The organism is Kitasatospora sp. NPDC059408 (genome assembly GCF_042751525.1).
Taxonomy (GTDB): domain Bacteria; phylum Actinomycetota; class Actinomycetes; order Streptomycetales; family Streptomycetaceae; genus Kitasatospora.
This window is the reverse complement of sequence record NZ_JBHYWI010000004.1, coordinates 111,731-124,986: the sequence shown is the minus strand read 5'-3', so window position 1 is coordinate 124,986 and position 13,256 is coordinate 111,731. Positions and strand designations below refer to the sequence as shown.

The following is a 13,256-nucleotide window of genomic DNA, read 5'->3' as shown; positions in this document are numbered from 1 at the left end:
TCTACACAGCGGGGGCTCGGGCCCCTCCCCCCCCCGGCCCCAACCGCCCCCTATTCCCGGCGGGGGGGGGGCCCCCCCCCCACCCCCGCCCCCCCCCCGCGTCCGGGGCTGCACCGTTCGCAGCAATCCGCGCCCCGCGCGCAGCTCACGTGCGCGTCACATGCGCGAGATCCTCAGGTACCGCTTGAGGTCCGGCAGGCTCTGCCAGACCAGAGCGCCGATCCCCGCCAGCAGGGCGGCGCAGAACAGTTTCCTCAGCATGGTGTCGTCTCCTTCTCCGGCTGCGCGGCCTCGTCCACGACCCGCAGGACCACTTGGACCGCCTCTTCCACGGCGGCGGCGACCGGGGCGCTCAGCCCGATGCCCTCTTCCAGCGACGCCGGCTCGCAGCCGACCACCAGCACCCGCCCGGGCGGCTCGCCGCCGGTGCCCGCGGCGAGCGTGGCGAGCAGCCCGAGCACGGCGTCGGGCCCCATCCGGTGCCCGTCCAGCACCGGCGCCTCCAGCGGCTCGGCGGCCGCCTCGATGAGGTAGACGGTGCCGGGCACCCCGCCGCGGCAGGTGGCGTCCACCAGCACGGCGGTCCGGTAGCCGTCGAGCAGCCGGTAGGCGAGGTCCACGCCGCGCACACCGACGTCGACCACCTCGACGCCGTCCGGCACCGGGTGGGCGGCGAGCCGCCGGACGGTCTCGACCCCGAAGCCGTCGTCGCCGAGGAAGATGTTGCCCACCCCGGCCACCAGCACCTTCGGTCCGCTCACGACTCCTCCAGCGGGGTGACCTCGTCGGGCTGGAAGTAGCGGAAGCGGCCCTGCGCCCGCCACAGGTCGGCGCCCGGGTCGTCCTCCACCGTGACGGCCAGGTGCACCGAGCCGTCCACGTCGTGCAGCACGGCCTCGACGACGCCCGTCCGCCCGGCCAGGAACAGGTCCTGGGCGTCGGTGCGCCGCCGTCCGGGCCGCAGCAGCACCCGGCTGCCGGCGGCGACGGCACGGCCGTCGACCAGCACCTCGTCCCGCTCGGGGTCGACCGCCGGATCGTTGCCCGGATCCCACCAGGGCTGCTCCGCATCGGCGGAGGAGATCTCGCGCAGCCCGCGGATGGCCCCGTGCAGGCGCTCCAGCACCTCGGGCGGCATCGACTCGGCGAGGTCGATCACGGCGCCGGCCCGTTCGTCGGTGCCCCGCGCCTCCCGCTTCTCCTCGTCCGTGAGGGCCGCGGTGCGCAGCGCGAGGATCTCGTCGATCTCGGTGGCGTCGTACAGCGTGCCGAGGCTCTCCGGGGCCACCCGCGGATGGTCCTCCAGGATGATCGGCGAGGAGAGGATCACCTTGCACCCGCCGTCCGCTCCGGCGAGGACGGGCCACGTCTGCTCGTTGCGGCACCGCTCGACGGCCGCACGCGCCCACTCGGGCGGGTCGGTGACCGACAGGAACCGGCCGTGCTCCAGCCCGAGCAGCAGGTGGGCGGAGACCAGGGCGCGCGGCAGCGCCTCCTCACGCGGAGTGCGCCGGCGCGGCATCCAGGTGGACGCGTTCTCCACGACGGCCGTGAGGCGCTGCGCACGGTAGGGGCCCGGCAGCTCCTCGATCCTCAACCGCACGACGCCGTCGACCTGTTCGCGCCGCCGGACGAGGCGTCCGACGGCGGTGCCGTCCTCGCGCAGCAGCTCGGTCTCGCCGACGCCCGGCAGGCGGAACCCGTGCTGCACCCCCTCGCCCATCAACTCCGCGACCGGCACGAGGAGTTCGATCCGCTCCTCGACGGCCTCGTCCCACTCGACGAGCACCCGGTCGGCCAGCTCCAGCCGCTCCACCGGTTCGAACCCGCCGGTGGCGGTGGCCTGTTCGACGGTGCGCCGCTGGACGCGCAGGAAGCGCAGCTCGACCGCGAGCCGGTCGTCCTGCCGCGCCTCCATGACGCACTCGGTGCGCTGGTGGGAGTGCTCGCCGCCCTGCGCGGTGTACTCGGGCGGCACCAGGACGCCGAACTGCCAGCGCAGCCGGTTCTTGGCCGCCGAGGCGCGGTACGGGTAGAGCACGTAGCCCTCCAGCAGCACGGCGTCGGCGATCTGCCGCGCCCCGGCGAAGCCGCTCTCGATCGATTCCGGAAACCCTGTCACCGGAGCGCCTCCTCGACGGCCGCCGCCGCGAGCAGCTCGCGCACCGTCGCCTCCCACGAGGGCAGGGCCCGCCGGGAGCGGTAGGCCAGCAGGTCGTCCATCACGTCGTCGGGCAGGCGCAGCCAGGAGCAGCCGGGGAAGTGCTGGTCGATCGCCTCGCGCCAGACCCGCACCGGCATCCGCACCCGGGCCTCCTTGTCCCAGGGCACGGGGGTGACCTGGAAGCCGCCGGGGCCGGCGAAGGCGGTGCCGGAGAAGAGCAGCAGGAGCGGCACCTCGCCGCCGTCGAGCGCCCGGAAGTAGCGGGCGGAGGCCACCTCCAGGTCGTAGCTGCACGGCACGGCGAGGTCGGCCTCGGTCTCGCCGGTGAAGCCGGGCACGAGCAGCGGCACGGTGGCGAGCTGGATCGGGTTGAGCGTGGTCGCCCAGCGCTCCCGCTCGCCGAACAGATCGCCCAGCCGCCCGCCCTCGGCCTCGGCGTACGACCGGCGGCCCGGTTCGATCCGCAGCTGGCACTGGAGGGCGAGGGCGTGCACCCGGGTGTCGGCCGGCGCCGTGATGCGCAGCCGGAACACCAGCGTCGGCGCGGCCGCGTACGGGTCGGAGCGCACGCCGGTGCACGCGAAGCCGAGCGGCGTCATGCCGTCACCTCCGCGGGCAGCGGCCGGGCCCGGCCGGCGAGCCGGCCGAAGAACGCGTCGAGTTCGGCCCGCGCCTCGGCGCCGCCGTCGAAGCCGTGCCAGCACAGCCGCAGCCGGCCGACCAGCTCGTAGCAGACGTCGATCGGCACCAGGTAGCACTCGACGCGGCCGTCGGTGCGGCGCAGCAGCAGCGCCTCGACGTCGGGTTCGAGGGCGGCGGCCAGTCGGCTCCCGCCGAGGACGCGCTCCCAGGCGTCCTCGTCCAGCTCGCTCTCGGTGGCGCCGGCCGGGCCGGGGTAGAAGGCGAGGAGCTGGTCGAGCACGGCGTTGCGGAACAGGAACGCCGTGCCGACGGGGATCCCGAGCACCGACCACAGCCGCTCGTCGACGGCGCCGTCCGGGTCGGCGAGGTAGCGGTCGGGAACGGTGCGGAAGCGCCCGCCGGCCGCGCCGGGCTGCTGGAACAGCAGGCCGCACGCGGTGCAGGTGCAGGCCAGGGCGCGGTCCTCGACGTCCACCAGGTGGCGGTGGCCGGGCGGCAGGTCGCGGCCGCAGAAGCCGCACTGCTCGGGGCGCGGCGGCGCCGGCTCGCGCAGCCGGCGCAGCAGGGCGGTCCCGTCCCGGGAGACCCTCCGGGTGTTCATCGCGCCTCCGCGGGCTGCTGCGGGCGGGTGCCGATCTGGAGCAGCTGCGGGGCTCGCTCCAGCTCGACGGCCGTCACCTCGGGGGCGTGGCAGGCGAGGACGGCCTCGACGTCCTGGTCGGAGCAGCCGCAGCCGGAGGCCGTCCGGCGCAGCCGCAGGGCGCCGGTGGCCGGTTCGAAGCCGAGCACCTCGACCCGCTCGGGCAGGGCCGCGAGCGCCCGGTCGATCCGGGCGGTCACGTCCTCGGGGTGCAGGTCGTGCAGGAGCAGCAGCCCCGCGACGGCGGGGTCGTCCAGCATCCGCTCCAGGGCGGGCGGGGCGAGCGCCGGCACCAGCCTGGCCAGGCCCTCGCCGTAGAACTCCATGAGGTCGCGCACGAGTTGCTCGCCCGCCTCCTCGGCGCCGCTGCCGGCCAGGGCGTCCAGGGCCTCCTGGATCCGCAGCCCGGTCTGCTCGGCCGTCATGCGGTGAGCCCGCTCAGGCCGGTGGGCACGTGCATGGTCTGCACGGTGCGCCCGCCGCCGACGTACATGTGCACGCCGCAGGGCAGGCAGGGGTCGAAGCTGCGCACGGCGCGCATGATGTCGATGCCCTTGAAGTTCTCCGGGGAGTTCTCCTCGAAGATCGGCGTGTTCTGCACCGCGTCCTCGTACGGGCCGGGCGTGCCGTAGCTGTCACGCACGCTCGCGTTCCACGGGGTCGGCGGGTACGGGTGGTAGTTGGCGATCTTGCCGTCGCGGATGACCATGTGGTGCGAGAGCACGCCGCGCACGGCCTCGGTGAAGCCGCAGCCGATCGACTCGTCCGGCACCTCGAAGCGCTCCCAGGTCTGGCTGCGCCCGGCGCGGACCTCGTCGAGCGCCTTCTCGGCGAAGTGCAGGGCGGCGGCGGCCGCGTACGCCTGGAAGTAGGTGCGGGCGCGGTTGCGCTCGATGGCGTTGCTCCACTGCGGGATCTTCCACTCGAAGGTGACCTCGGGCTTGGTCATCGAGCGGGGCAGGTTGATCTTGACGCTGTGTCCGGTGGCCTTGATGTAGCCGATGTCGACGAGGCCGGACAGCGCGGTGGACCACAGGCGGGCGATCGGGCCGCCGCCGGTGTCGAGGGCGAGGTGGTCCTTGCCGTCGAACCAGCGCGGGGACATCACCCAGCTGTACTTGTCGTCGAAGTTCCGCTTCTGCGGCTGCGGGATGGTGTGCTGGTTCCACGGGTGGCGCGGGTCGACCGGGTTGCCGAGCGGGTCGTGGGTGACGAACAGCTCCTTGCCCTGCCAGTCCTCGTAGTAGGAGCTGCCGAGCAGGATGCGGATGCCGAGGTTGATCTGGGTGAGGTCGTTGGTGACGAGCTTGCCGTCCACGACGACGCCGGGGGTGACGAACATCCGCCGGCCCCAGTCCGTCATGTTGCGGTACGTGAAGTCGCAGTGGTCCGGGTCGTTGAGGCTGCCCCAGCAGCCGAGCAGGACGCGGCGACGGCCGACCTCCTCGTAGCCGGGCAGTGCCTGGTAGAAGAAGTCGAAGAGGTCGTCGTGCAGCGGCACGACCTTCTTCATGAACTCGACGTAGCGCATCAGCCGGGTCAGGTAGTCGGTGAACAACTGCACCGTCGCGACGGTGCCGACGCCGCCCGGGTAGAGCGTGGAGGGGTGCACGTGGCGGCCCTCCATGAGGCAGAACATCTCCCGGGTGTAGCGGCTGACCTGCAGCGCCTCGCGGTAGAACTCGCCCTCGATCGGGTTGAGCGAGCGCATGATGTCGGCGATCGTCTTGTAGCCGTGGTCGCGGGCGTGCGGGGCCTCGGTGCGCTCGGCCAGCTCCAGGACGCCCGGGTTGGTCTCCTTGACCATCTTCTCGCAGTAGTCGACCCCGACCAGGTTCTCCTGGAAGATGTTGTGGTCGAACATGTACTCGGCGGCCTCGCCGAGGTTGATGATCCACTCGCCCAGGTGCGGGGGCTTCACGCCGTAGGCCATGTTCTGCGTGTAGACCGAACAGGTGGCGTGGTTGTCGCCGCAGATCCCGCAGATCCGGCTGGTGATGAAGTGCGCGTCGCGGGGGTCCTTGCCGCGCATGAAGACGCTGTAGCCGCGGAAGACGGACGAGGTGCTGTAGCACTCCGCGACCCTCTTCTGCTTGAAGTCGATCTTCGTGTGGATGCCCAGGCTGCCCACGATCCGGGTGATCGGGTCCCAGGACATCTCGGTCAGGCCGCTGCCGTCGCCGGAGGCCCTGGTCGTCGGTGTTGCCATCGTGTGTGTCGTGCCCTTCTGTCGTGGCCTGCTTGGGTGGGGAGGTGGGCGGGGCGGCGACGGGCCGCGCACCCCGGGCGGGGTGCGCGGCCCTCCGGCGTCACCAGGGCGGGCGGTAACCGGTGGTCAGGTGGCGGCCGGTGTGGCGCCACTTCGGTTCCTTGTCGACGGTGCTCTGCGTGATCGCGCGCAACCGGCGGATCACCGTCCCGTACACGCCGCTGGCGCCGGTGGAGACGCGCGAGCCGGGCGGCGGGTCCATGAAGGGCATGAACTTGTCCGGGAAGCCCGGCATCGTGCAGGCGATGCAGATCCCGCCGACGTTCGGACAGCCGCCGACGCCGTTGATCCAGCCGCGCTTGGCGACGTTGCACTTGACGACCGGTCCCCAGCAGCCGAGCCGCACCAGGCACTCGGGCGTGCCGTAGTCGGTGGCGAACTGGCCCTGTTCGTAGTAGCCGCCGCGGTCGCAGCCCTCGTGCACGGTGGCGCCGAACAGCCAGGCGGGCCGCAGCTTGTCGTCGAGCGGGATCATCGGCGCGGAGCCGGCCAGCTGGTAGAGCAGGTAGGTGAGGGTCTCGGCGAAGTTGTCGGGCTGGATCGGGCAGCCCGGCACGCAGACGATCGGCAGCCCGGCCTTGGACTTCCAGTCCCAGCCGAGGTAGTCCGGCACGCCCATGGCACCGGTCGGGTTGCCGGCCATCGCGTGGATGCCGCCGTACGTGGCGCACGTGCCGATGGCCACCACCGCGGTCGCCTTGGGGGCGAGCCGGTCCAGCCACTCACTGGTGGTGATGGGCTGGCCGGTCGCGGGGTCGTCGCCGAAGCCGCACCAGTAGCCCTCCTTCTTGATCTTCTCGTTGGGGATGGACCCCTCGACGACCAGCACGAACGGCTCGATCTCGCCGCGCTCGGCCTTGAAGAACCACTCGACGAAGTTGTCCGCGCCCTGGACCGGGCCGCACTCGAAGTCGATCAGCGGCCAGTGCACCGCGACCCTGGGCAGGCCGGGCAGCGCGCCGGTGACGATCTCCTCGATGCTCGGCTGCATCGCGGCGGTCAGCGAGACGGAGTCGCCGTCGCAGCTGAGGCCCGCGTTGATCCAGAGAATGTGCACCACGTCGGTGTCGGTTGATGCAGCTGTTGCAGCACCCATGAGGATGCCTCCTCGGGGATGGGAGCCGGACGAAATGGCTCAAAGACAGTCATAGCAACCGTTCGGATCGAACGCCGGTCCGGAGAGCCGTGCGGGTCGCCCGGTGGACGCAAGCCGGCTGGGCCGTTCGGGTCACGCCCGGGCGAGGAGGCCCGCGGGCGCGGGGCGCTTGCGGACGAACGCGGAGCGCAGCGCGTGGTACGGCGATTCGGGTGTGAAGAACTGCCGGTGCATCACCGCGAGCTCCTCGGCCCGGTAGGCGGCCAGCGGCTTCCTCCGCTCGTCGGCCTCGCGGACGGCCTTCTTCTCGGCGATCCGGCGCTGCGTGCCCGGCGAGGCGGCGAGCAGCCCGGCCAGGTGGGCCGCGGTCGGCCCGAACTCCTGCGGGCCGCAGGCGAGTACGCGGTCGACCAGGCCGGCCCGCTCGGCCATCGCCGCGGACAGCGGGAGCGCCTGGCGGGTCAGCCGCTCGGCCTCGGGTGCGCCCACCCGGCGGGGCAGGGTGTACGTCCAGTACTCCGACCCGTGCAGGCCCATCAGCCGGTAGTGCGGGTTGAGGACGGATCCGCCGCGGCACCACACCTCGTCCGCCGCCAGGGCGAGCATCAGGCCGCCGGCCGCCGCGTTGCCCGCGACGGCGGCGACCACCAGGCGGTCGGTGGTGGTGAGCACCTCGGCCACGAGGTCGTCCATCGCGGTGATGTTCGCCCAGGACTCGGCGGCCGGGTCCGGGGCGGCCTCGATGACGTTGAGGTGGATGCCGTTGGAGAAGAAGTCCCGGCCGCCGCCCAGCACCAGCACCGAGGTCGGCCGTCCGAGCGCGAAGCGGTACGCCTCCCGCAGGCGGCGGCAGTGCTCGGCGGACATCGCGCCGCCGGGGAAGGAGAAGCGCAGGAAGCCCACCGGGCCTTCCTCGCGGTAGCCGATGTCCGACCAGGCGGGCTCGTCGTCCCCGCCCGGCATCAGCGGCGCCGGCACCTCGGGCAGCGCGGGCAGCAGGGCGCCGAGCGCCGTCACGGCCGGGAGCTTGAAGGTCACGGGCCCGCCGGGTGTGCGCCGCCGGCGGAGTTCGGGGATCCACACTGCGCCGTCCGGAGTAGCCCGGCACACCGCCCCGGCCCGGGTCGCGAGGAGGTCGCCGGGACGGCCGCGCAGCTCCGGCTCGGGGTGCCCGCCGTGCAGGTACCACTCGCCGCCGCACAGCTCGTCGAGCACGCCGGGCTGCGAGTCCGCGGCGCGGAGCCGGCGCAGCACCTCCTCGGTGGAGTCGTCCGTCCAGTCGATCCGGCGCTCCTCCTGGCGCAGGACGGGCCGGGTGCGCACCGGCGCCCGCCAGCCGGGCCCGTGCTGCGGCTGCGGCGCGTACGTGCCGGAGGCGACGCGTTCGACGGCGAGCAGCGCGGCGGCCACGGCCGCGTCGGAGACCTCGTTGCGGTACAGGTCGCTCTTGCCGCGCGCGGGCAGGCGGCACGGCGCCCAGGCCCAGACCGGCCCGGCGTCCATCTCGGCCTCGGCCTGGAGCACCGTGACGCCCCACTCGGTGACGCCCTCCTGGACCGCCCGGTCGAGCGAGGACGGGCCGCGGTCGCCCGGCGGGCCCGGATGGACGATCAGGCAGGTGGTCTCCGACCAGACGTCCGGCGGGACGGCGGTGCGCAGCATGGGCGCGAGGACCAGGTCGGGCCGCAGGCGCCGAACGGCGGCGCGCAGGTCGTCGTCGTCCCCGGCGAGGTGGACGTCCACGGTGTGGCGGCGGTCGCGCAGTTCGGCGTGGAGCCGCTGGCTGAGGCTGTTGAACGCGCTGGCGAGGAGCAGGATCCGCATATCCGCCTCCGGTGGGGTGAGCGTCCGGGAACCCGGCGATCATCGCCCCGGCCCCGTCCGCCCCCGGCCGCGCGCCCGCCGCCGCGCCGCCCGTTCACCCGAACCGCCGCCGTCGCCGCCGCTGCCGCCCGGCCGACGTGGAGGTGGCCCACCCCCGGGGAGGTGGGGCGGGCCACTGGTCGGCTGATTGCGGGGTTCGTGACGGGTGCGCACCTCCGTGGACGGGTTTCATGAACATGTACAGACAACGTGTACGGACAAGAAGCCTCATCGCGGTCGGCCCGGCCCACAACGGCGTGCGGAGGCGGGCAGGGCGCACTGGGGCGCGGCGGGGCGCCTCCGAAGCGCGCGCCGGCGTGGGGCGCGGCCCTCACGACCGGGGTCGGGGGCGGCGTCGTCGGCGGTCCAGCAGCAGCACGGTGAGGGCCGCCGTGGCGACCCCCTCGGCCCAGGCGGCGAGCGTCTTGTCGGTGAACCACACGGGCTCGTACATGTTCGGCAGCGGGCCGATGGCGCCGACGTCCACGTAGCGGTAGAGCATCAGCGCGCCGAGCCCGGAGGCGGCGACGGCCCACGCGAAGAGGTCGCCGGTGCGGTGCCGCCACAGGAGCAGGAGCAGTGCGGCGAGGCTCGCGGCCGCGGACTCCAGGCGGAACAGGGTGCCCTGGCTGAGCGAGTCGCCGACGGCGTCGTACTGGTCGGCCAGCCGGGCGTGGACGGCCGCGTCGATCGCGAGTCCGGCCGCCGCCGCGAGGCGCAGGACGAGGTGGGTGAGGCTCCGGCCGCGGCGGCGGCCGGGTGCGGGGGTGTCCATGGTGCATCAGCCAACGGTGAGGGTGCCGTGCATGAACGGGTGGATGGTGCAGATGTACGGGTGGTCGCCCGTCTGCTGCGGCGCGGTGAAGGTCGCGGACGCCCCCGGGGCGATGTTCCCGGTGTCGAAGGACTTGTCGGAGGCGGTCAGCGTGTGGGTGGTGGAGTCCTGGTTGACGACCGTGACGGTCTGACCGGGCTTCACGGTGAGGGAGGCCGGCGCGAACGCGAAGTTCTTGATCGTGACCTGGAGCGCGCCGGTGCTGCTGGGTGCGGGCGTGGCGGCGGAGGCAGACGCGGTGGCACTCGCGGTCGCGGTCGCGGTGGCGCTCGCGGTCGCGGTGGCACTGGCACTGGCACTGGCACTGGCGGCCGGGGAACTCGCCGCGCTGGTGGTGGTGTTCGCGGGCTTGCTGGAGCTGGAGCAGGCCGCGAGACCCACGGAGAGCAGCAGGGCGGCGGCAGCAGCCAGGAGGGGCCGGGTTCTGGTCACGTACGGGCTCCGTTTCGGGTGGGTCGGGTGGAGGGGTGGGGCGCGCGCCCGGGGCGTCTGGTGGGCGCGCGCCGGCTCGTGGTGTCGTCAGACGGTCAGCAGGTCCGGGTTGGCGGCCTTGTCGGTGGGCAGGAAGTCGTCGGGCACGGGGTACTGGCCGAGCACGTAGTTCAGGATCGCCGCGTGCATGGCCTCGACGGGGGCGATGCTCGCGGCCGTCGCGATCCCGGCCGCACCGGTCACGTTGTACGTCGCGAAGAGGTAGGTCTGGGCGGCCTGGTCCTCCAGTTCGAGAGCGAGTTTGGCCACGTCCCCGACCGAGGCCGCCTTGCCGAGGGCCGCCATCGTGTCCGCCTGGTTGGACAGCGGCACGTCGTTGATCGCGGGCAGTCCGGCGCCGGTGAGGACGGCGTTCCAGGCCTTGGCGTGGTCGGCGTGCTGGTTCATCGCGGTGGTCACGAACGTCGCGACCGCCGGCGGCACCGTGCCGAGCTTGCCCGCGCCCGCGGCGTCCAGCGCGGCCTTGTAGGCGCCGACCGCCTGGTTCTCCAGCGCGACGGCCAGCGCGACGACCCGCAGGTCCCCGGTGTAGCCGCCGGACGCCGACGGCGAGCCGGACACCGCACTGGCCGAGCCGGCCGGACTGGTCGGCGCCGGGTCCTTGACGCTCTTGCTGCCGGAGCACGCCGCCAGCGTGAGGGCCGCGGCCACGCCGCCCGCGCCGAGCAGGAACCGGCGCCGGCCAGGATCGGCCGGGACCGAGGCGCGGAGCTCTTCCCCGAGGTCCCGCGCGGAGGCCCGCATCAGCGGCAGCGTGGCCCGGTGGGCCTCGTCCATCTCCCGGGTCAGGCGGGCGAGTTCGGCCTCGCCGAGGGCGGGCTCCCAGGTGCGGTCGGCGGTCACTGGACGGCCCCTTCGGTGATCGGGGAGGCGTTGTCGGTCTTGTAGAAGGCGTCCGGGAAGCCCACGCTGCCGGCCGCGGCGGGCAGCTTCGCCGGGTCCACCGGGATCGTGATCAGATCGGCGGCGTTGCCCGCCAGCAGCGCCTGCACGGCGAGCAGCACGGCCCGGTGCTGCGCCTCCACCGGGGCGACGGAGGCGAAGAGCTTGCGCAGGTCGGCGCTGGAGACCTGGCCGACGTTCTTGGTGTACGTCTGGGCGGCGACGTCCTCCAGCGTGATCGCGAGCTTCACCACGTCGGCCGGCGTCTTGATGGTGGGCAGCGTCTGGTCGACCACCGCCTTGTACTTCGGGTCCGGGCCGGTCTGCGCCTTGCCGCCGCCGGCGGTCGCGGCGGCGTTGAACGCCTGGGCGTGCGCCTGGTGCTGCTCGGTGGTCTTGGCGATGAACGCGGCCACCGTCTTGTTGCCGTCCTTGATGAACGGCAGGCCGGCGGCCGTCTGGTAGACGCTCACCGCCAGGTTCTCCAGCGCCGCGGCGGTCTGGAGCGCGCGGATGTCGTCCGCCGTCACGGCGCCGGAGGCGGATCCCGACGGCGACGGCGACGCCGAGGGCGACGGCGAGTCCGCCGCCGCCCGGGCCGTGCCGAGCAGGCCCGCCCCGCCCACCAGGGCGGCGAGCGCGCCGCCCCGCCACCACGGCCGCGACGGCCCGGCGGCCTCCGCGAAGCCGCTCAGCGCGCCGCGGGTGATCCGCATCGCGTCGCTGTTCAAGTCCTGTGACTGCTCGGTGAGTTCGTCCAGCAGTCGGGTGTCGATGCGCTCGTCGGCCATCATGTCCCGTCTCGGTCCGGCGACCCGGCCGGATGCCGGACCGCTTTCCCCTGCCCTTCGGTACGAGCGCGGCCGCGGCTCGGTTCAACGCCCCGTTTGGCCCGTCTTTTCCTTCGTGCGGGTGGGGGCGTAGGAGCGCGGTTGACGGTCATCGCCGCGTGCCGCCGAGCCACTCGGCGAGGACGGCGGCCTGGCTGTGGTCGACGTCCCGGGTCGCGGTCAGGAGCGTGAGACCGCCCCCGGCGGCGAGGTCGCGCAGGTGCCCGGCCGCCTCCCGGTGCTCCGTGTCGCGCAGCTCGGCGCGGTAGCGGCGGCGGAACTCGGCGAACCGGCTCGGCTCGTGCCCGTACCAGCGGCGCAGGCCGGTCGACGGGGCGACGTCCCGCAGCCACTCGTCGAGGTGCGCGTCCTCCTTCGTCATCCCGCGCGGCCAGACCCGGTCGACGAGCACCCGCCGCCCGTCCTGGGGCGAGGACTCCTCGTAGATCCGCCGGTAGGCGACTCGTGCGGCCATGACGGGACCCTCCCGGTTCTGTCCGGACACCGGTCTCCACGAGAACCCGCGACCACGCCCGTCCACAAGCGGGGCACACCCGCGCGGGCGTACCGCGCGCCCGTCAGCCCCTCACCGGGCGTCCGCCGGAGCCGGGCGGACGGACAGGCCGGGGCGGCGGCGGTGGACGGTGAGGTAGACGAGGCCGTCCGGGCCGGCCGAGACGGCGCGGCGGGCGCCGTGCGGCAGCCAGGCCGTGCAGCCGGGCGCCAGGACCTGCCGGCCGGCGGCCGTCTCCAGGTGGCCGCTGCCCTCCAGGACCTGGACGAGGACGTCGAGGTCCGGCTCCACGTGGGCGGCGACCTCGGCGTGCGGCAGCAGGCGGATGACGTTCGCGTCCAGCTGGCGGCCCTCCTCCGCGAGCCGCCACAGGGCGCCGCCGCGGTCGGCGGGGGCCCGGTCGAGCAGGCCGTCCAGGCAGGTGAGCACACCGGGTCGCGGGTCGGACGTCAAGGCTTCCTCCTGCGGACGGGCGGGCGCGGCCGGATGGGCGCCCGTGGATTCTACGGAAGCCCGCAGGTGGGGGCAGGTGGGCGTCGTCGCCCTAGGCCTGTGCCCCCTCGGCTTCGGTGACGACGAGGACGACGTGCCGCGCGTCGTCGCTGTGGACGGCGCTGGACCGGTAACCGGGCGGGACGTACAGGGCCTCTCCGCTCAGGGTGGAGACCTCGGCGGCGGGGTCCCCCGGCGAGCTGAGCGTCCAGCGGCTCGATCCGGCGGACTGGATCACCAGGAGGTGGCCGGAGGGCGGCCGGGGGCCGGCGGCGTGCTCGACCCGCCAGCCGAGCAGGGCTGTGAGGCCGTCGGCGACGTACCTGGCCAGCACGGTGTCCGGTGGTCCGCCCGTCCCCCGTGGAACGACGGGCTCGTTCTCGGGCCAGACCAGCCCGAAGGTGCGGGCGAAGTGGGCGTCCAGGAAGAGCGCCAGCTCCTGGAGGTAGGGATCCTGCCCCGGGCGCTCGCTCAGGCGTTCCCAGTCCACGTGTCGTCTCCTTCGGCGGTACCGCTCACCCCGCTGATGTCGGGATG

The 13,256-nt window shown here is 73.9% G+C and carries 16 protein-coding genes; all 16 read right to left on the bottom strand.

Annotated elements, in window-relative coordinates; translation table 11 throughout:
* Positions 1-156 precede the first annotated feature (156 nt).
* The 16 genes from ACFXDE_RS05155 to ACFXDE_RS05080 all read right to left on the bottom strand — a co-directional run bounded on the left by ACFXDE_RS05155 (position 157) and on the right by ACFXDE_RS05080 (position 13,209).
* Positions 157-261, bottom strand: coding sequence for a DUF6893 family small protein (locus tag ACFXDE_RS05155; RefSeq protein WP_380397724.1), 105 nt, complete (start codon positions 259-261; stop codon positions 157-159).
* Complete coding sequence (locus ACFXDE_RS05150; protein ID WP_380491042.1) at positions 255-761, bottom strand: hydrogenase maturation protease; 507 nt, start codon at positions 759-761, stop codon at positions 255-257. The genes ACFXDE_RS05155 and ACFXDE_RS05150 overlap by 7 nt, the downstream gene beginning before the upstream one ends.
* A complete protein-coding gene (locus ACFXDE_RS05145) occupies positions 758-2,122 on the bottom strand; it encodes a hypothetical protein (protein ID WP_380491040.1) in 1,365 nt (454 codons plus the stop codon). The genes ACFXDE_RS05150 and ACFXDE_RS05145 overlap by 4 nt, the downstream gene beginning before the upstream one ends.
* Positions 2,119-2,763, bottom strand: coding sequence for a DUF6084 family protein (locus tag ACFXDE_RS05140; RefSeq protein ID WP_380491038.1), 645 nt, complete (start codon positions 2,761-2,763; stop codon positions 2,119-2,121). The genes ACFXDE_RS05145 and ACFXDE_RS05140 overlap by 4 nt, the downstream gene beginning before the upstream one ends.
* Positions 2,760-3,407 carry a DUF5947 family protein gene (locus ACFXDE_RS05135; RefSeq protein ID WP_380491036.1) on the bottom strand — a complete coding sequence of 216 codons (648 nt, stop codon included), beginning with the start codon at positions 3,405-3,407 and terminating at the stop codon, positions 2,760-2,762. The genes ACFXDE_RS05140 and ACFXDE_RS05135 overlap by 4 nt, the downstream gene beginning before the upstream one ends.
* Entirely contained in the window at positions 3,404-3,871 is a 468-nt protein-coding gene (locus ACFXDE_RS05130) for a thioredoxin (RefSeq protein ID WP_380435252.1), read from the bottom strand. The genes ACFXDE_RS05135 and ACFXDE_RS05130 overlap by 4 nt, the downstream gene beginning before the upstream one ends.
* Positions 3,868-5,655, bottom strand: a complete 1,788-nt coding sequence (locus tag ACFXDE_RS05125; protein WP_380435253.1) for a nickel-dependent hydrogenase large subunit — start codon at positions 5,653-5,655, stop codon at positions 3,868-3,870. The genes ACFXDE_RS05130 and ACFXDE_RS05125 overlap by 4 nt, the downstream gene beginning before the upstream one ends.
* A 100-nt stretch (positions 5,656-5,755) precedes the next feature.
* Positions 5,756-6,811 (bottom strand): hydrogenase expression protein HypE, encoded by a 1,056-nt coding sequence (locus tag ACFXDE_RS05120; protein WP_380435254.1) that lies wholly within the window; start codon positions 6,809-6,811, stop codon positions 5,756-5,758.
* 132 nt (positions 6,812-6,943) lie between these two features.
* Positions 6,944-8,635, bottom strand: coding sequence for a hydrogenase maturation protein (locus tag ACFXDE_RS05115; RefSeq protein ID WP_380491034.1), 1,692 nt, complete (start codon positions 8,633-8,635; stop codon positions 6,944-6,946).
* Between the two features lie 370 nt (positions 8,636-9,005).
* Positions 9,006-9,449, bottom strand: coding sequence for a hypothetical protein (locus ACFXDE_RS05110; protein ID WP_380491032.1), 444 nt, complete (start codon positions 9,447-9,449; stop codon positions 9,006-9,008).
* Positions 9,450-9,455: 6 nt separating this feature from the next.
* Positions 9,456-9,941 carry a cupredoxin family copper-binding protein gene (locus ACFXDE_RS05105; RefSeq protein ID WP_380491030.1) on the bottom strand — a complete coding sequence of 162 codons (486 nt, stop codon included), beginning with the start codon at positions 9,939-9,941 and terminating at the stop codon, positions 9,456-9,458.
* An 87-nt stretch (positions 9,942-10,028) separates the two neighbouring features.
* Positions 10,029-10,844: a ferritin-like domain-containing protein gene (locus tag ACFXDE_RS05100; RefSeq protein WP_380491028.1), complete on the bottom strand. Its 816-nt coding sequence runs from the start codon at positions 10,842-10,844 to the stop codon at positions 10,029-10,031.
* Positions 10,841-11,677 carry a ferritin-like domain-containing protein gene (locus ACFXDE_RS05095; RefSeq protein ID WP_380491026.1) on the bottom strand — a complete coding sequence of 279 codons (837 nt, stop codon included), beginning with the start codon at positions 11,675-11,677 and terminating at the stop codon, positions 10,841-10,843. Before ACFXDE_RS05095 ends, ACFXDE_RS05100 begins: the two co-directional genes overlap by 4 nt.
* A gap of 145 nt (positions 11,678-11,822) precedes the next feature.
* On the bottom strand, positions 11,823-12,188 hold the full coding sequence (locus ACFXDE_RS05090; RefSeq protein ID WP_380435260.1) for a DUF488 domain-containing protein: 366 nt from the start codon (positions 12,186-12,188) through the stop codon (positions 11,823-11,825).
* 111 nt (positions 12,189-12,299) lie between these two features.
* Positions 12,300-12,680 (bottom strand): cupin domain-containing protein, encoded by a 381-nt coding sequence (locus tag ACFXDE_RS05085; RefSeq protein ID WP_380491024.1) that lies wholly within the window; start codon positions 12,678-12,680, stop codon positions 12,300-12,302.
* A 91-nt stretch (positions 12,681-12,771) separates the two neighbouring features.
* Positions 12,772-13,209 carry a hypothetical protein gene (locus tag ACFXDE_RS05080; protein ID WP_380491022.1) on the bottom strand — a complete coding sequence of 146 codons (438 nt, stop codon included), beginning with the start codon at positions 13,207-13,209 and terminating at the stop codon, positions 12,772-12,774.
* Positions 13,210-13,256: the final 47 nt, after the last annotated feature.

Excerpts from the sequence above, each read along its gene's own strand:
- ACFXDE_RS05155 (WP_380397724.1), bottom strand. The coding sequence starts at position 261 with ATGCTGAGGAAACTGTTCTGCGCCGCCCTGCTGGCGGGGATCGGCGCT.
- ACFXDE_RS05140 (WP_380491038.1), bottom strand. The coding sequence starts at position 2,763 with ATGACGCCGCTCGGCTTCGCGTGCACCGGCGTGCGCTCCGACCCGTAC.
- ACFXDE_RS05135 (WP_380491036.1), bottom strand. The coding sequence starts at position 3,407 with ATGAACACCCGGAGGGTCTCCCGGGACGGGACCGCCCTGCTGCGCCGG.
- ACFXDE_RS05130 (WP_380435252.1), bottom strand. The coding sequence starts at position 3,871 with ATGACGGCCGAGCAGACCGGGCTGCGGATCCAGGAGGCCCTGGACGCC.
- ACFXDE_RS05125 (WP_380435253.1), bottom strand. The coding sequence starts at position 5,655 with ATGGCAACACCGACGACCAGGGCCTCCGGCGACGGCAGCGGCCTGACC.
- ACFXDE_RS05120 (WP_380435254.1), bottom strand. The coding sequence starts at position 6,811 with ATGGGTGCTGCAACAGCTGCATCAACCGACACCGACGTGGTGCACATT.
- ACFXDE_RS05115 (WP_380491034.1), bottom strand. The coding sequence starts at position 8,635 with ATGCGGATCCTGCTCCTCGCCAGCGCGTTCAACAGCCTCAGCCAGCGG.
- ACFXDE_RS05110 (WP_380491032.1), bottom strand. The coding sequence starts at position 9,449 with ATGGACACCCCCGCACCCGGCCGCCGCCGCGGCCGGAGCCTCACCCAC.
- ACFXDE_RS05095 (WP_380491026.1), bottom strand. The coding sequence starts at position 11,677 with ATGATGGCCGACGAGCGCATCGACACCCGACTGCTGGACGAACTCACC.
- ACFXDE_RS05090 (WP_380435260.1), bottom strand. The coding sequence starts at position 12,188 with ATGGCCGCACGAGTCGCCTACCGGCGGATCTACGAGGAGTCCTCGCCC.